This window comes from Aeromonas sp. R4-1 (assembly GCF_040908325.1).
Taxonomy (GTDB): domain Bacteria; phylum Pseudomonadota; class Gammaproteobacteria; order Enterobacterales; family Aeromonadaceae; genus Aeromonas; species Aeromonas veronii.
Genome location: NZ_JBFODM010000040.1, coordinates 13,439 through 30,593, shown reverse-complemented (window position 1 = coordinate 30,593; position 17,155 = coordinate 13,439). Strand labels below are relative to the sequence as shown.

The window sequence follows — 17,155 nt, the reverse complement described above, 5'->3', positions numbered from 1 at the left end:
GGCCTGAGTCTTGATAAACCGTTAAATGGCGCCACACACCTGCGCGATCACCTCTTCGCCATAGCCCATGCTGGCCATCAGCTGGGCCACCATATTCTGCTTGCGGCTGGTGTTGGTGTTGGTGATCACCCAGAACGGGGTGTCCGGTACCGGCTTGGGCTTGGTGGTGCTACCACTGGCACGCAGAGCCTCGGGATCCCGTGAGAAATAGACGCGCTTGCGTCCCTTGATTTCGGTGGCCTGGGTAAACCCGACCGGATCGTCCCGGTAGAGGGTACTGAGCACCTGCATGAAGCGGTTGATGGACTTCTCTTCTTTTTGCAGCTCACCGGAATCGAGCAGGGCTTGCAGCCCTTGCCGGGTGGCTACCGCACTGGGCTGCACGACGGCAACGGGCTCGGCAACCGGCACACGTTCGTGAGCAGGCTGTTCCAGCAGACGGCGCAGGATATCGGAGGCACTCTCACCAATGTGCCGGGTCTGGCTGGCGATATAGAAGTAGAGATCGTCATCAAGCTCGATGGTTTTCATAGGGATGCGCTGGACTCGTCGAAATTCGGATGCGGCGATTATACATAGGCAAACCCGACAGCCCAAGCAAGGGGCTGGCAGATGTACATGAATCTCATCGAGAATACGGCATAATAGCGGGCCAAGTGTGTGATCAGCCGCACTGATAGCCGATCCGGACGGGATTTTTTAGAAAAAAAACCACATGAATTTCCTATCCGTTGGACGAAATCCTTTTCTTTCCAGTGCGTTAAATAAAACAGCGATACGCACCCACGACCGACAAGGTGTCATTTTGCAACAAAACAGCATATTGAACTTCAAGGAGCAGGGTCAGGGCCCGGCGGTCATTCTGATCCACGGCCTGTTTGGCAGCCTCGATAACCTCGGCCTGCTGGCCCGTGCTCTCTGCGAGCAATACCGGGTTATCAGCGTCGATCTGCGTAACCACGGCGCCTCCTTTCATGGCAGCGAGATGAGCTATCCGGCGCAGGCGGCCGATATTCTGACCCTGATGGATCGGCTGAATATTGCCGACGCCACCCTGATTGGCCACTCGATGGGGGGCAAAGTGGCGATGCAGGTCGCCAAGCTGGCGCCAGCACGTGTAAGCCGTCTAGTCGTCGCCGATATGGCACCGGTCGCCTATCCCCACTCCCGCCACCAGAATGTGTTCGCCGGACTCAACGCCACACTGCACACGCCGCCGCAAAGCCGCAGCGAAGCGGAAGCCATGTTGGCCGAACATATCGAGATCGCCGGGGTACGCCAGTTCCTGCTCAAATCCTTCGCCAGAGGCGAGCATGGCTGGGGTTGGCGCTTCAATGTGCCGGCGCTTGAGCAAAACTACGCCGACATCATGGGCTGGCCAGAGGATGATCGCCGCTTCGAGGGGCCGGTGCTCTTTATCAAGGGGGGGGATTCTGACTATATGCAGCCGCAATACAGCGAGGCGGCACTGGCCCAATTCCCGGCGGCAAAGGTGCGTGTCATCGCGGGTACCGGCCACTGGCTGCATGCGGAAAAACCGGCTCTGTTCAACAAATTGGTTGTGGATTTCCTGTCGACAGGCGGTTAACAGTTTCAAATCCTTTGTGATATAGTGCGCCCGTCATAAGGAGTGTGCGCAATCCATGCTAAGTGAACATATCGACCTGATCGAAAGTTTGGGCCTCAAGTTATTCTTTGTGGCCATTTTCATATTGATTGGCCTGGCCATTCAGGACGTGCTCAAGCGCGGCAACGTGCCCCGTTTCGGTCGTTTTATCGTCTGGTTGGTACTGTTTCTGGGTTGTGCGGGTTTTGTCGCCAAGGGGCTGATCGAACTGGGCTGGGAAGGCTCAGGACTCGGCTAACTTATTTTCATCTGTGATGTATGGCCAAACAGCAAACTGATCGAACAACACTGGATCTGTTCGCAAATGAGAAGCGCCCCGGCAGGCCAAAGACCAATCCACTCCCCCGCGAGACCCAGCTCAAGATCAACAAGCGTAACCAGCTTAAGCGCGATCGGGAAAATGGGCTGAAGCGGGTAGAGTTAAAGGTGGAGGCCGAGTTGCTGGAGCGCCTGAACCAACTTGCGTTACAACAGAACATCAGCCGAGCCGAGCTGATCCAATCTATCCTGAAACAACAGATTGAGTCCGCCTTTGCGGTGGACATTGCAGTCTGAGCGTTGAGCATTAACACCAAATACGGGTAACTAAACACTATGGCAAGTGTAGGTCTGTTTTTTGGCAGCGATACCGGTAACACCGAAGCTGTCGCCAAGATGATCCAGAAAGAGCTGGGCAAAAACCTGATTGAAGTCCGTGACATCGCCAAGAGCAGCAAGGCCGACATCGAGAGCTTTGATCTGCTGATGTTCGGCATCCCGACTTGGTACTACGGCGAAGCCCAGGCCGACTGGGACGACTTCTTCCCCGATCTGGGCGAAATCGACTTCACCAACAAGCTGGTCGCCATCTTCGGTTGCGGTGATCAGGAAGACTATTCCGAGTACTTCCTCGACGCCATGGGCACCCTGCGTGACATCGTCGAAGCAAAAGGCGCCATCATCATCGGTCACTGGCCGACTGCCGGCTACGAGTTCGAAGCCTCCAAGGCACTGGTCGATGACAAGCACTTTGTCGGTCTGGGTATCGATGAAGATCGCCAGCCGGAGCTGACTGCTGAGCGCGTCAAGGGCTGGTGCAAGCAGCTGCACGAAGAGATGTGCCTGGGCGAGCTGGAGTAATCCACCTCCCCCTCATACCTCTGACAACAAGGGCCCCGACGGGGCCCTTGTTGTATCTGCTTGTTGCGATGCCTGCCTTTATTCTTCCCTGTTATTCACCTCTGTGCTCCGGTTTGGCCCGCACATAGAGGGTGCGCTTGACCTGCGCCACCAGCTCGCCGCTCTTGTCTTGCACCGTCACCTCGAATTCGGGGAAGTGCTTGTTGCCACCTTCGGTCGCCGCCACGATTTCGGCCAGCTTGCCCTCGGTCAGGTTGAACTCGGCCACCAGCTTGCCCTTGCCCGGCTTGATGTAGTTGATGCTGCCCGCCTTGTCCCAGACGTAGTAGCGATTCTTGAAGTAGCCCATCAGCATCAGTGGATAGATGGGGTCTGTCATGGCAAACATGCTGCCGCCAAACTGGGTGCGGTTGGCATTCTTGTTCCACCAGCGGGATTTCAGGGTCACCCGGCAATAACGAAAGTCATCGCTCAGGGTCTCTATCTTGATACCGGCACCCCAGAAAGGGGGCCAGGCGTTGAGTGCGCGGCGCACCCAGGCCGCATTGTCAAAAAGCCAATCCATGGATCTCATCCGACCAGAAATATGAAAGTTACATCTTATCAACATCTGCCATGCCAGCAAGTCGGACGACACGATTGATTATTTCAATCCAACCGGCCATTTATGACTAAACCCCTTGAATTGCTGGGTTTATTTTTAGGGAGGCTACGACCTATAATGACAGGCCAAGCGAGTTCAAGGTTGCCATTCCTGCGGCAGTCCATCAGAATAACCCCACCTTCGAGAATGCGAATAAGTAGAATATGGCAGACAACAACCAAGCGTTAAAAAAGGCCGGGCTCAAGATCACCTTGCCCCGGGTCAAAATCCTGGAAATCCTGCAACAGCCGGACTGCCAGCACACCAGCGCCGAGGATCTCTATAAACGACTGATCGACCTGGGTGAAGAGATTGGTCTCGCTACCGTCTATCGCGTTCTCAACCAGTTTGATGATGCCGGTATCGTTACCCGTCACCACTTCGAAGGTGGCAAGTCGGTATTCGAGCTGGCCACTCAGGAGCACCACGACCACCTGGTTTGCCTCGACTGCGGCAAGGTGATCGAGTTCTCCGACGAAGTGATCGAACAGCGTCAGCGCGAGATCGCCAAGAAATTCAATATCCGTCTCACCAACCACAGCCTCTACCTCTACGGTCATTGTGCTACCGGTGAGTGCAAGCACGACGAATAAGTCGCCCGCGACTTGCAGATAACGGACAATAAAAAAAGCCAGCATCAGCTGGCTTTTTTATTGTCCGGCGCAGGCCGCTGGCAGCACACAGGGCAGGGTTTCCCCTGCCCCATCGGCTTAGCCTTCTACCTTGCCCCAGGAGTCGCGCAGGGCAACGGTGCGGTTAAACACCAGATGCTCCGGGCTGGAGAGCTTGTTGTCGGCGCAGAAGTAACCTTCACGCTCGAACTGGTAAGCCTGCTCCGGCTTGGCGTCCTTCAGGGAAGCCTCGACACGGGCCCCCTCGATGATCACCAGAGATTCCGGGTTCAGCGCAGCTTCGAAGTCATCCTCGGCGCCCGGGTTCGGCACCTTGAACAGACGGTCGTAGAGACGCACTTCCGCTGGCAGGGAGTGGGTGGCGCTGACCCAGTGGATCACCCCTTTCACCTTGCGGCCATCGGCCGGATCCTTGCCCAGAGTCTCGGGATCGTAGGAGCAGTAGATGCAGGTGACTTTGCCATCGGCATCTTTCTCGATGCGCTCGGCCTTGATCACATAGGCATTGCGCAGACGCACTTCCTTGCCCAGCACCAGACGCTTGAACTGCTTGTTCGCCTCTTCTTTGAAGTCCGCTTCGTCGATGAAGATTTCACGGGTAAAGTTCAGCTCGCGGGTCCCCATCTCGGCATTGCTCGGGTGGGCCGGGGCAGTCAGCACTTCATCGGCAGCCAGGTTCTCGATGACCACTTTCACCGGATGCAGCACGGCCATGGCGCGCGGGGCATGCTCGTTGAGGTCTTCGCGGATGCAGGCTTCCAGCATGCTCATCTCGACGATGTTGTCCTGCTTGGTGACGCCGATGCGTTTGCAGAACTCGCGAATGGAGGCCGGAGTGTAACCACGACGACGCAGACCGGAGACGGTCAGCATACGCGGGTCATCCCAACCATCGACGTGCTTCTCGGTCACCAGCAGGTTCAGCTTGCGCTTGGACATGACAGTGTATTCGAGGTTCAGACGAGAGAACTCGTACTGACGGGGGTGGCAGTCGATGGTGATGTTATCCAGCACCCAGTCGTACAGACGACGGTTGTCCTGGAACTCCAGGGTGCAGATGGAGTGGGTGATCCCTTCCAGCGCGTCCGAGATGCAGTGGGTGAAGTCATACATCGGGTAGATGCACCACTTGTCACCGGTCTGGTGGTGGTGGGCAAACTTGATGCGGTAGATAACCGGATCACGCATCACCATGAAGGGGGATGCCATGTCGATCTTGGCGCGCAGGCAGGCGGTGCCTTCGGCGAACTCGCCATTCTTCATCTTGGCAAACAGCGCCAGGTTCTCTTCCACGCTGCGATCGCGGAACGGGCTGTTCTTGCCAGCTTCAGTCAGAGTGCCACGGTACTCGCGCATCTGCTCGGGCGTCAGCTCGTCCACATAGGCCAGACCCTTTTCAATCAGCTCGATGGCGTAGCCGTGCAGCTTGTCGAAATAGTCGGAGGAGTAGCAGATCTCGCCGTTCCACTGGAAGCCGAGCCACTGTACGTCCTGCTTGATGGACTCTACGTACTCGATATCTTCCTTCACCGGGTTGGTGTCATCGAAACGCAGGTTGCACTGGCCCTGATAGTCGCGGGCGATGCCGAAGTTCAGGCAGATGGATTTGGCGTGGCCGATATGGAGATAACCGTTCGGCTCGGGCGGAAAACGGGTATGCACGCTGCTGTGCTTACCGCTGGCCAGATCTTCATCAATGATCTGACGAATAAAGTTAGTTGGGCTGTTCGCCTGACTCATGGCTCACCTCAAAAAAGCGTCACTGGCGGAAGTTGTGCCGGCTGGCACCCTCATCCCCCCGCCGTCAAGCCGGGTATGATCCCTTATTACGGGCGCTGTCTCAACCTGAATTTGGCACTTCCGGGCCATTTCCCGGCCATTGCGCCACTAAAAACGGCGTGGCTTGGCACATTGCACACCAAATGCATAAAAAAGCCCCGCACTAGGCGGGGCTGAAAGTGATGAAAAACACAAAACAGACAATTACACACAACAAAGGCTCACACGCACAGTCAACCTTTCCCAAACCCGATGCGCCATCGCCCTTGGGAAAGGCGGGTCTTGCGACCCACCTCATGTTAACGGTTGACTGCTATCAGTTCAGTTCGGTGACACGGCTGGTGCGCTTGCCATCGAAGCTGGTGGTACGCAGGTAGACCTTGCCATTCACGCTCGGCTTGGCCGCGGCGTCATAGGCACTCCAGTTGGTACCGTCCAGGCTGTACTGGATGGGCAGACCCGGCAGATCCACGTTCGCTTCCAGCACACCGTTCACTACCTTGGCACCCGGTACGGAGAGGCGGTATTCAACACCGGCCTGATCCAGTTTCGGCAGCACGCGCTGACCCAATACGTTGGCAAACTGGTTCCACTCTTTGTTGAGGGTGGCCTTGTTGACGAACTTGGTCTCGCCGGAGAACTCGCGACCCTTCACATAGTTCAGCTCGAAGCCACCTTTGTGCCAGGCACGCTCGGCCACGGAGAAGATACGCGGGTAGACCATGTACTCATACTGAGCATCGGTACGCACGGTTTCACTCCACTGCTGACCGGAGATCCCCTTGAACTTGACCGGATCCTGGTCACCTTTGGCCACGAAGGCGTTGCCGTCGCGGTCAACCGAGGTCTCGGCGTTCTGTGGCAGGTTTTCCGGGGCGAAGGCAAACACCTTGCGCGTGTCGTTGAAACGGGTTGCCCAGTAGTAGCCACGCTCGGCCGGGTGTACTTCGTTCGGGAAGTCGAAGTAGAGGTAATCCGGGTTGGACAGCACCACTTGGTAACCCTTGTGGGCCCACTTCATCGCTTCGTTGAAGCCACCCCAGTAGAGGGTTTCCCAGAAGTTGACACGGGTGTTGTCGGTGGCGAAGTCCTTGGCACCGCTGGCGTACTTCAGGCCATCTTCCCACGCCTGCAGGGTAGAGAAGCCGCGGTCTTTGACCATCTGGCCCACTTCCTTGGCGAAGTAAACCGGCAGCTCGCCCACTTCCTTGATCTTGCCTTCGTCGATCATCTTCTGGCACATCGGGGACTTGCCAAACGGCTTGTCCTGCTTGCTGGAGTCGACGTTACCTTTCCAGGCGACCAGCTCTTCTTTCTTGGTAACGGCCGGATCCTGATAGCCACCGCCCTGCATGATGTTCTTCGCCTCATCACCACCGTAATGCCATGCGGTCAGCGGCTGACCGGCGGCCTGGTGCATCTGGGCAACTTCATCCATTACCTTGGCCACGAAGGTGGCAGCACCCGGCTGGCAAGGGTTGATGAAGGACATCTTGTCGTAGAACTGGACCGAGGTGACGTTGGAGGTGTCAGCCGGATCAGTCAGACGGAACTGGTTGGCTTCCGCTTCTTTGCCTTCCGCCATCAGACGCTTGTAGCGCGCTTCCATGGAGATCACGGCAGCACGAGCGTGGGCCGGCATGTTGATCTCGGGGATCACGGTCACACCGCGGGCCTTGGCATAACGCACCAGATCCACGTAGTCAGACTTGCTGTAGAAACCGGAACCCTGGTTGTCGCTGGTCGGGCCGGAACCCAGTTGCGGCATCAGGCACTTGGTTTCGGACTCGTCGTGGCAACGCTGGCTACCGACCTGAGTCAGCTCCGGCAGACCCGGGATCTCCAGACGCCAGCCTTCATCGTTGGTCAGGCCAAGGTGCAGCACGTTGAGCTTCATGGCAGACATCTGGTCAACCAGCTTCTTCATGGTATCCAGACTGCGGAAGTGACGGGCCACGTCGGTCTGCATGCCACGGTATTCAAAGCGCGGCGCATCCTCGACGGTCATCGGGCTCACCAGCTTGTCATCAACACCCAGCAGGGAGATCAGGGATTGTGCACCCCAGAATGCCCCGTCGATGTCGCGACCCTGGATCACGGTGCCCTTCTGACCGATGGTCATGTCATAGCCTTCAGCCTGCTTGAGCTTGCTGCCGAGCTTGATGGTCACCGGGTAGCCGGTGTCGGAGAGGGTAACACCCAGCTTGGTCAGTTGAGCCTTCAGGGCCTCGGCGCGATCGCTCGGCAAGTCCAGGGCATTGAGTTTGATGGTAGAGAAGTCAACCTGCGGGCCAGCTTTGACTACCTGCTTCATCGGGGTCGGCAGGATCTGGTTGTCAATCTTGCCAGCCGGCAGCAGGGTGCTGGTCTGGTTGGCCGCGAAGCGGGTCTCGCTGTTCATCAGGATGTTCTTGTCATCCTTGGTACGCTTCCAGCCATCGGCCGGCATCGGCTTCTCGTAGGTGCTGGCATCATTGATGTTGCTCATGCTGGCCAGTACTTTCGGCTCGGCACCTTCGCTGGCGACATACCAGTTCGGCATGATGTCAGATTCGAACAGTACCCAGTATTCCACCACCAGCGGCACTTCGACCGTGGCATCCTTGGCAAAGCCCTGGAACTTCTCGGTTGGCGTCAAACGATAGAGATCGCCGGTCAGGTGAGTGATGGTGAACTGGTCGTTATCCACACGCTGGATACGACGAATGGAAGAGACGTAGATGCTCCAGTCTTTGGAGGTGACGTCCGCACCGGTATTGGTCAGGTGCAGCTTGGCAACGCCACAGCTCGCCCACTCGGAACCGAGCGCCTGGCAATCGAGGCCGGCACCGGCGCCGTCGTTGGTGACCACTTCATACTTGACCACCAGGTTGTTGGCGAGGGAGTCGACCACAGCCTGCTTGGCGGCATCGGCTGCCTGGACCTGGCTGACAAAAACGGTAGACATGGCAATGGCTAACAGAGAATGTTTCAAGTTCATAACTGCTGCTCTCATTTGAAGTAAAGGTTGGATTTTCTTGGCTTTTTTATATGGGGCCCCTGAGCGGGGCCCTTAGTTATGTCAACAATGGACTTAGACTTGAGGTGAGCGAGTCGCTCGATTAACGCAGGGCTTTCATCTCACCGGCGATGATTTCGGCCAATGGACCCAGAATCACCTGCAGGTTCTGCTCACCGAGTTTGACCACACCGGCCGCACCCAGGGCTTTCAGCTTGCGCTCATCGACGATGCTGCGGTCTTTCAGAGTCAGACGCAGACGGGTGATGCAGGCATCGATGGAGACCAGGTTCTCTTGACCACCCAGCACTTCCAGGTATTGCTTGGCCAGCTCGGTACGGTTGGTAGATTGAGCGGCAGCCGGAGCAGTATCTTCGTCATCTTCACGACCCGGGGTTTTCAGGTTCAGCTTGGCAATCACTACGCGGAACACGGTGTAGTAGAGGCCGAAGAAGACCAGACCCTGAGGGATCAGCATGTACCAGTTGGTCGCCAGCGGGTTACGGCTGGAGAGCACCATATCCACCAGACCGGCACTGAAACCGAAACCGGCCATCCACTGCATGGAGGCAGCGATGAACACGGAGATACCGGTCAGCACAGCGTGAATGACATACAGTACCGGCGCCACGAACATGAAGGAGAACTCGAGCGGCTCGGTTACACCGGTGAAGAAGGAGGCAAAGGCAGCTGCGATCATGATAGAGGCAACTTTCTCTTTGTTCTCTTTCTTGGCGGAGTGGTAGATGGCCAGAGCGGCACCCGGCAGACCGAACATCATGATGGGGAAGAAGCCAGCCTGGTACATACCGACCACACCTTTCACCTGCTCCAGGCTCTTGCCAGCGGCCAGAGCGGCATCGATGGTAGCCTGACCACCCAGGAAGTTCGGGATGTCGTTGATACCGGCCACGTTGAACCAGAACACGGAGTTCAGGGCGTGGTGCAGACCGATCGGGATCAGCAGACGGTTGAAGAAGGCGTAGATACCGGCACCGGTAGAACCCAGGCTCACGATGGACTCACCGAAGGAGACCAGACCACCGTAGATTGCCGGCCATACGGCCATCAGGATGAAAGATACGACGATCATCACTACGGAGGTTACGATCGGTACCAGACGACGACCGGAGAAGAAGGAGAGTGCCTTGTGCAGCTCGACGCTGCTGAAGCGGTTGTACAGCTCAGCGGCGATAACACCACACAGGATACCCACGAACTGGTTGCTGATCTTGGCAAACGCGGCAGGAACCTGCTCCACCGGGATGCTCTTGATCTGGGCCACAGCGCCCGGGCTCAGCAGGGTGGTAACGACCAGGAAGCCGACCAAACCTGCCAGAGCAGCAGAACCGTCTTTATCCTTGGACATACCGTAAGCGACACCGACTGCGAACAGTACGGACATGTTATCGATAATGGCTGCGCCCGCTTTAATCAGGAAGGCAGCCAGCGCACTGTCACCACCCCAACCATTCGGGTCAATCCAGTAGCCAACCCCCATCAGGATCGCTGCGGCAGGCAATACCGCTACCGGCACCATCAGGGCACGGCCGATCTTTTGCAAATAACCGAGAATGTTCACGGTTCCTCTCCTTAGTTAATGTTTTTCTAGAAATTAAGTGCTTATCACGTTTGACGCATAAGCCATCAAGGCTTGATTGGCAGTCTAGGGCTTTTATTTCGCTGCGCAAATTAATAAACCGATAATCGTGATCGTTATCACCCAAACAAGATAAAGGTGGTGGATAGATGTGGCTTAGTTCGCAATCTTTATTTACGCTATAAAACAACTTGAATCCGTCTTAGCCAATTGCCACCGCCAAACCGGTCGCAACCCGACACAGAGGTATCCCATATGCGCCTGATCCCGTTGAAATCTGCCAGCCAAGTAGGCCTGTGGTCTGCTCGTTACATCGTTGACCGCATCAACGCGTTCAAGCCGACCAGCGATCGCCCTTTCGTACTGGGCCTGCCCACCGGTGGCACCCCGCTCAACACCTACAAGCGCCTGATCGAGTTGCACAAAGCCGGTGAAGTGAGCTTCCAGAATGTGGTCACCTTCAACATGGACGAGTACGTTGGCCTGCCGGAAGATCACCCGGAGAGCTACCACAGCTTCATGCACAACAACTTCTTCAGCCACATCGACATTCGTCCCGAGAACATCAACATCCTCAACGGCAATGCCGAGGATCTGGTGGCCGAGTGCAAGCGCTACGAAGACAAAATCAAGTCCTACGGCAAGATCCACCTGTTCATGGGTGGCGTGGGTAACGACGGCCACATCGCGTTCAACGAACCGGCCTCTTCCCTCTCCTCCCGCACCCGGGTCAAGACCCTGACCGAAGACACCCGCATCGCCAACTCCCGCTTCTTCGGTGGCGACATGGAGCAGGTGCCCAAGCTGGCCCTGACCGTGGGTGTCGGCACCCTGATGGATGCGGAAGAGATCATGATCCTGGTCACCGGTCACGGCAAGGCACTGGCCCTGCAGGCCGCCGTGGAAGGCAGCGTCAACCACATGTGGACCATCTCCACCCTGCAACTGCATCCGAAGGGAATGATGGTGTGCGACGAGCCCTCCACCATGGAGCTCAAGGTCAAGACCGTTCGCTACTTCCAGCAACTGGAAGCCGCCAACATCGGCCGTCTGTAAGGAGTCGCCATGTACGCATTGACCAACTGTACCCTCTACACCGGCAGCTGCGTGCTGACCGGCTACGGGGTGCTTATCGAGGGCGACAAGATTGTCGCCATCTCTCACCTGGCCGAACTGCCTGCAGGCATCGAGCAAATTGACCTCAAAGGCGCCAACCTGACCGCCGGTTTTATCGATGTGCAGCTCAACGGCTGCGGCGGGGTGATGTTCAACACCGACATCACGGTCGAGACCCTGGCAACCATGCAGGCGGCCAACCTCAAATCCGGTACCACCAGCTTCCTGCCGACCCTGATCACCAGTCCGGATGCCGACATGAAGCAGGCCGTTGCGGTGACCCGTGACTACATGGCTGCACACCCCAACGAGGTGCTGGGCGTCCATCTGGAAGGGCCTTATACCAACCTCAAGCGCAAGGGGATCCACCCTGCCGCGCAAATTCGTCAGCCAGCGGACGAGATGATCGACTTCTTCTGCGCCAACGCGGATGCCATCACCAAGATCACCCTGGCACCGGAACGCAACGAGCCGGCCCATATCCGCCGTCTGGTGGAAGCGGGCATTCTGGTCTCGGCCGGTCACACTGCCGCCAGTTACGATCAGGCCATGGCCGGGTTTGATAACGGTATTCGCTTTGCGACCCACCTCTACAACGCCATGACGCCGACCCTCAACGGTCGCGAGCCGGGCGTCGTGGGCGCCATCTACGATCGCAAGGATGTCTATGCGGGCATCATCGTCGATGGCCACCACGTGCACTGGGCCAACGTGCGTCTGGCTCACAAGGCGCTGGGGGAGCGACTGGTGCTGGTCACCGATGCCACCGCGGCAGCCGGAGCGCCGGAAGGCTTTGAGAAATTTGATTTTTGTGGCACCACCGTCTTTTTACGCGATGGTCAGTGTGTCGACGAGAATGGTACACTCGGCGGTTCCTCCCTCACCATGATTGAGGGGGTGGAAAATCTGGTCAAGCAGGTCGGATTACCGCTCGATGAAGCACTGAGAATGGCCAGCCTCTACCCCGCTCGCGCCATTGGATGGGACTCACGTCTCGGTAGTATCCAGGTCGGTAAAGTAGCCAACCTCACTGTCTTCGATCAGGACTTCACGGTCCGTGGGACCGTGGTTAACGGACACTACACACAACAGTGACATCATGACTGGCGGACAAATAGCAAACGTAGATCTTATCAAGCAGGTCAACAGTGCAGCCGTGTATCGGCTCATCGACCTGCAAGGCCCCATCTCCCGGGTCAAGATTGCCGAGTTGAGTCAGCTGGCCCCGGCCAGCGTGACCAAAATAACCCGGCAACTGATCGAGCATGGCCTGATCAAGGAGACCTCTCCGCAAGCCTCAACCGGCGGGCGGCGTGCCATCTCCCTGACCACCATCAAACATCGCTTTCAGTTTGTCTCTGCCAAGCTGGGCCGCGGCTACCTGCAACTGAGTCTCTATGACCTCGATGGCAAGGAGCTCGACCAGCACGTCATTCAGGTGACCGAGATCGACCAGCAACCCGTGGTCGACATGCTGCTGCGTGAGATTGGCGCCTTTATCGATGCCAACCGCGAACGTTGTCGCAACCTCATCAGCATCGCGCTGACCATGCCGGGTCTGGTCAACCCGGAATCCGGCATGGTCATCTACACCCCCAAGTACCACATCCGCAATCTGGGACTGGCGAAGCTGCTTGAGAACCACTTCAACCTCCCCTGCTACGTGGGCAACGACACCCGCTCGCTGGCGTTAGCCGAACACTTCTTCGGCGAGTCCCGCGACTGCATGGACTCCATTCTGGTGAGCGTCCACCAGGGGACGGGCTCGGGGATCATCACCAAGGGTCAGGTGTTCCTCGGCCAGAACCGCAACGTCGGCGAGATCGGCCATATCCAGGTCGAGCCGCTCGGCAAGCGCTGTCACTGTGGCAACTTCGGCTGCCTCGAAACCATCGCCTCCAACGAAGCGATCATCGACAAGGTGAAGGAGCTCATCAGCCGCGGTCATCAGAGCGCGCTGCAGGAGAAGCACATCACCATTCAGGAGGTGTGCAAGGCGGCGCTGGCGGGCGATGAACTGGCCCGCAGCGTCATCGAGAACGTGGGTGAGCATCTGGGACGGGCGGTGGCTATTACGGTCAACCTGTTCAACCCGCAGAAGGTGCTGATCGCCGGTGAAATCACCGCCGCCGAAGAGATCCTCTTCCCGGCCATCCGTCGCTGCGTCGAGCATCAATCCCTGCCGAGCTTCCACCGTGGCCTGCCCATCGTGAAAGCCCGCTTCCAGAACCAGCCGACCTATGGCGGCTTTGCACTGGTCAAGCGCGCCCTGCTGGAGGGAGATCTGCTGCAGATCATCATGGAGCAGAAGTAAGACACTGATCTTGCGAGATAACCAAACGGCAGCCACTGGCTGCCGTTTTCTATTGTGTGCTTGCTGGCGATTTAGCCCGCACGACATGGCTTGAACAGATCCAGCTTGTTGTCGTAAACACTCGTCTGCACATCCATGATCCCCAGCATGGAGTGAAAGAGGTTGTCATGGGAGAAGCGCTGGCTGCTCGCCTCCGCCGCCAGGCAACCCATATCAAGCTGGCGATCGGCCTGTAACTGAGGCGAGAACCAGGTCAGCAGCGGCACCCGTGTCTGATCATCCGGCGCAAACTTGTATGGCGTGCCATGCAGATAGAGCCCCATGGCCCCGAGGGATTCACCGTGATCGGAGAGATAGACCAGTCCCACATCATACTGGCTCTCCAGCGACTTGAGCTTGTCGATCAGCAGCCCCACCACTTTGTCGGTGTAGCGGATGGTGTTGTCATAGGTATTGACCAGCTCTTCGTTGCTGCAGTTTTCAATGTCGCTGCGCGGGCAGTCCGGCATAAAGACGCGCTCGCTGGCAGGGTAACGACGGAAATAGGTCGGGCCATGGCTGCCCATCAGGTGAAAAGCCACCAGCTTGTTGCCCTTCATCTCGACAATCTGCTGATCCAGCCCCTCCAGCAGCACCTCGTCATAGCAAGACTCCCCCTGACAGAGCGCAGGATAGGACTTGGGAAGGATCTCGATGGTCGGCACATTGCGGCACACCCCTTTGCAGCCGCCATCGTTCTCTTTCCACAATACCGAGACTCCGGCATGTTGCAGCACATCGAGCAGGCCGTCACGGGAGCTGGCAAGCTGGTCATCGTAGCCACGGCGCGTGAGGTTGGAGAACATGCAGGGCACCGAAACGGCGGTTGCTGTACCGCAGGAGCGCACATCCCTGAACGACACCACTCCCTGCTCTTTTGCCGTAAAGCTGTTGGTCGCCTTGCCATACCCGTTAAGGGAGTAGTTCTGGCTGCGCGCCGTCTCCCCCACCACCAGGAACATCAAAGTCGGCTTGCTTCCCCGGGCCACCACCCTGGCATCGGTCCCCAGATGCTGGTAGGGGAGCGGCGTGGCAAACAGCACATCCCGCCCATATTTGTAGAGGCCGTGCACATAGTTGGCAGGCACAATCTCTTTGGCCAGCGACTTGTTGTTGCGACCGACCGAGGCGTAATCCTGATAGTAAAGTGCCGCGACGCCCCCGATAAACAGCAGAGAGATAGCCAATACACCTGCCCGCAACGCCAACCCCTGATACCAGCGAGCCGGATAGCGGATCCGCAGTGACCAGAGCACCAGAACAGGCAGCAGCCCGGTCAGCAGAAACCAGAGCGCAACCGAGCCATTCAAATAGGCCCCCGCCTCACCACTGTTGGTCTCCACTATGTTCTGGATCATGCCGGCATCGAAGATGACGCCGTATTTGAGCATGGCGTAACTTACGATGGAGCCAGTCAGAATGAGCACAGTAAAAAAGGGCTTGAGCACAAACCGGAACGTGAAGGGAATAAACACGGCATTGAGCGCCGCGATCAGCACCAGCGGGATCGAGATGGCAAATCCGGCTTTGACATGGGTCAGGGCGCTGAGCACCGTATAGAAATGCAAAAAGATTGGCCAGTTCAGTACCAGGGCGAAAAAGAGCACCAGCAACAGATTGGTTTGCAGTACACCGAGAGTTACACGCATAAACAACTCCTACATACCGGCCTGCAGTGCAGCGGGCCGGCCAAGCCAACAAAAACGACGGGGCCAGCGTAGGAAGTAAAACTTAAGCGCGAATTAAGAAGAGAAGCACGGCGCTCGTGCGCCCCATCACAGCACGGGGTGCTCCGCTGCCCCGAAATGGATTTTTAGTTGTCTATCCATCGGATTTTGCTAGCTTGTTGAGTAGGCATTCATGAAATGCAGGTTAACCGATGGCACTGATCCAAGCCTCGATAGAGCAATTGAGAGTAGGCCACTATATCCATCTCCCCACGGGATGGACTAACCACCCGTTTATGTTCAATACCTTCAAGATCAAGGATCAGCAGCAACTCGACATTCTCCGTCATCTTGATCTCACCCTGCTGATGGTCGACCCCGACAAGAGCGATCTGCCTATCGAGCCACTGTTGCGTGGCGATATCCCCGATGCCGGGCCCGATCTCGAAGAGCTGGAGTCCCTGATTGATGCCGGCCCGCCCCCCTTTGACGAAAAGGCCTTTCGCCGCTCCATGCGCGCCGCCGACAAGGCCTTTGGCCAATCCATGAGCGAGCTACGCGATGCGCTCGGGGCACTCAACCTCAAACCGGATGAAGGGCTGGCCAACACCGCACAGATCGTCCGCAATGCCGCCTTCACCCTCAGTCAGCACGAGGGCCCCCTCGGGCTCCACCTGATCCGCAGTCCCCACACCGATGTCCTGCTGCAGCACAGTCTCAATGTGGCTTTCATTGCCATGTTGATGGCGCGCGAACTGGGGATGAATCCCATCGAGCTGGAAGAGACCGGGCTTGCGGGACTTATCCACGACATCGGCGAACTGAAAATTCCCAGCCAGATCACCCAAAAGCGTGGTGAGCTAAACAAGGCCGAGCAGAACTTCCTCAAGATGCATCCCCAGTACGGATTTGACATGCTGAACCAACTCAATGCCTTTGAGCCCAAAATTCGTCAGGTAGCCCATCTGCACCACGAACGGCTCGACGGTAGCGGTTATCCGCTGGGGATCAAGGGGGGGGAGATCCCGCCGCTGGCGCGGCTGATCGGACTGGTCGACTTCTACGACGAGCTGCTTCATCCCCGCAACAGCGGCACGCCGGCGGCACCGAGTCAGGCCATCAGCCAGCTCTACAAGTTATCCCAGAAGAAGTTCGACCAGAATCTGGTCAAGTTGCTGGTCAAGGTGCTGGGGGTCTACCCGCCGGGATCCCTGGTGAAACTCTCCGACGAGAGCATTGCGCTGGTACTCTCTACCGAACCCACCATGCCCCTCAAGCCGAAGATCCTGCCCTATATCAAGGCCCAGCGGCCGGAAGCGGTCGCCATGATCGATCTGCGGGAAGATGAACGCACCATCAGTGCCTTTATCAAACAGGAGGAGCTGGATGAGGGACAGCGGCAGTTCTTCAATCTGACCCGCCGCTTCTGTTACTACTTTGCATTCTGAGTTATCCCCAGAAGCTGGGGATAACTCATTGGACAAACCGGAATAATTACACGAATCCCCACCAACAGGTTGCCATCTGATCATGTATAAAAAACGCCCAGCCAGGGGGGCCGGGCGGAGCATGCCACTTCCATGTGGCGTATCCGACGGATACATTCATGCTCTATCCATCA

The 17,155-nt window shown here is 57.3% G+C and carries 15 protein-coding genes; 9 read left to right on the top strand and 6 right to left on the bottom strand.

The window, feature by feature from the left end:
* Window positions 1-21: 21 nt before the first annotated feature.
* Window positions 22-531, bottom strand: coding sequence for a replication initiation negative regulator SeqA (seqA, locus tag AB5Y90_RS06970; RefSeq protein WP_042657095.1), 510 nt, complete (start codon window positions 529-531; stop codon window positions 22-24).
* 274 nt (window positions 532-805) lie between these two features.
* Between seqA and AB5Y90_RS06965 the strand changes: the two genes are divergently transcribed.
* Genes AB5Y90_RS06965 through fldA form a run of 4 tightly spaced genes read left to right on the top strand, consistent with a single transcriptional unit; the run spans window position 806 to window position 2,746 of the window.
* Window positions 806-1,588 carry an alpha/beta fold hydrolase gene (locus AB5Y90_RS06965; RefSeq protein ID WP_082034827.1) on the top strand — a complete coding sequence of 261 codons (783 nt, stop codon included), beginning with the start codon at window positions 806-808 and terminating at the stop codon, window positions 1,586-1,588.
* A 55-nt stretch (window positions 1,589-1,643) separates the two neighbouring features.
* Window positions 1,644-1,865, top strand: coding sequence for a DUF2788 domain-containing protein (locus AB5Y90_RS06960; RefSeq protein ID WP_005334296.1), 222 nt, complete (start codon window positions 1,644-1,646; stop codon window positions 1,863-1,865).
* A gap of 20 nt (window positions 1,866-1,885) precedes the next feature.
* Window positions 1,886-2,182: a LexA regulated protein gene (ybfE, locus tag AB5Y90_RS06955; protein WP_005334297.1), complete on the top strand. Its 297-nt coding sequence runs from the start codon at window positions 1,886-1,888 to the stop codon at window positions 2,180-2,182.
* A 39-nt stretch (window positions 2,183-2,221) separates the two neighbouring features.
* On the top strand, window positions 2,222-2,746 hold the full coding sequence (fldA, locus tag AB5Y90_RS06950; RefSeq protein WP_005334298.1) for a flavodoxin FldA: 525 nt from the start codon (window positions 2,222-2,224) through the stop codon (window positions 2,744-2,746).
* Window positions 2,747-2,837: 91 nt separating this feature from the next.
* On the opposite strand, the gene AB5Y90_RS06945 is transcribed toward fldA, so the two are convergent.
* Window positions 2,838-3,311 carry a DUF4442 domain-containing protein gene (locus tag AB5Y90_RS06945; protein ID WP_005334300.1) on the bottom strand — a complete coding sequence of 158 codons (474 nt, stop codon included), beginning with the start codon at window positions 3,309-3,311 and terminating at the stop codon, window positions 2,838-2,840.
* A gap of 242 nt (window positions 3,312-3,553) precedes the next feature.
* Here AB5Y90_RS06945 and fur point away from each other — a divergent pair, with 242 nt between their 5' ends.
* On the top strand, window positions 3,554-3,982 hold the full coding sequence (gene fur, locus AB5Y90_RS06940; protein ID WP_005334301.1) for a ferric iron uptake transcriptional regulator: 429 nt from the start codon (window positions 3,554-3,556) through the stop codon (window positions 3,980-3,982).
* A 117-nt stretch (window positions 3,983-4,099) separates the two neighbouring features.
* On the opposite strand, the gene glnS is transcribed toward fur, so the two are convergent.
* From glnS to nagE, 3 genes are all read right to left on the bottom strand, one after another.
* Window positions 4,100-5,761, bottom strand: coding sequence for a glutamine--tRNA ligase (glnS, locus tag AB5Y90_RS06935; protein WP_064336856.1), 1,662 nt, complete (start codon window positions 5,759-5,761; stop codon window positions 4,100-4,102).
* A gap of 355 nt (window positions 5,762-6,116) precedes the next feature.
* Complete coding sequence (locus tag AB5Y90_RS06930) at window positions 6,117-8,780, bottom strand: beta-N-acetylhexosaminidase (protein ID WP_257124652.1); 2,664 nt, start codon at window positions 8,778-8,780, stop codon at window positions 6,117-6,119.
* A gap of 121 nt (window positions 8,781-8,901) precedes the next feature.
* Window positions 8,902-10,380 carry an N-acetylglucosamine-specific PTS transporter subunit IIBC gene (nagE, locus tag AB5Y90_RS06925; protein ID WP_021231106.1) on the bottom strand — a complete coding sequence of 493 codons (1,479 nt, stop codon included), beginning with the start codon at window positions 10,378-10,380 and terminating at the stop codon, window positions 8,902-8,904.
* Between the two features lie 273 nt (window positions 10,381-10,653).
* Here nagE and nagB point away from each other — a divergent pair, with 273 nt between their 5' ends.
* From nagB to AB5Y90_RS06910, 3 genes are read left to right on the top strand one after another with little or no spacing between them, the layout of a single operon-like run.
* Window positions 10,654-11,454 carry a glucosamine-6-phosphate deaminase gene (gene nagB, locus AB5Y90_RS06920; protein WP_005334308.1) on the top strand — a complete coding sequence of 267 codons (801 nt, stop codon included), beginning with the start codon at window positions 10,654-10,656 and terminating at the stop codon, window positions 11,452-11,454.
* Window positions 11,455-11,463: 9 nt separating this feature from the next.
* Window positions 11,464-12,609 (top strand): N-acetylglucosamine-6-phosphate deacetylase, encoded by a 1,146-nt coding sequence (nagA, locus tag AB5Y90_RS06915; RefSeq protein ID WP_021231107.1) that lies wholly within the window; start codon window positions 11,464-11,466, stop codon window positions 12,607-12,609.
* A gap of 4 nt (window positions 12,610-12,613) precedes the next feature.
* Window positions 12,614-13,828 (top strand): ROK family transcriptional regulator, encoded by a 1,215-nt coding sequence (locus tag AB5Y90_RS06910; RefSeq protein WP_257124651.1) that lies wholly within the window; start codon window positions 12,614-12,616, stop codon window positions 13,826-13,828.
* Window positions 13,829-13,899: 71 nt separating this feature from the next.
* Here AB5Y90_RS06910 and AB5Y90_RS06905 read toward each other — a convergent pair whose 3' ends face one another.
* Window positions 13,900-15,516 (bottom strand): phosphoethanolamine transferase, encoded by a 1,617-nt coding sequence (locus tag AB5Y90_RS06905; protein WP_194495954.1) that lies wholly within the window; start codon window positions 15,514-15,516, stop codon window positions 13,900-13,902.
* Between the two features lie 230 nt (window positions 15,517-15,746).
* Between AB5Y90_RS06905 and AB5Y90_RS06900 the strand changes: the two genes are divergently transcribed.
* The gene (locus tag AB5Y90_RS06900) at window positions 15,747-16,982 is read left to right on the top strand and encodes an HD-GYP domain-containing protein (protein ID WP_257124650.1); all 1,236 of its coding nucleotides are present in this window, start codon (window positions 15,747-15,749) and stop codon (window positions 16,980-16,982) included.
* Window positions 16,983-17,155 lie beyond the last annotated feature (173 nt).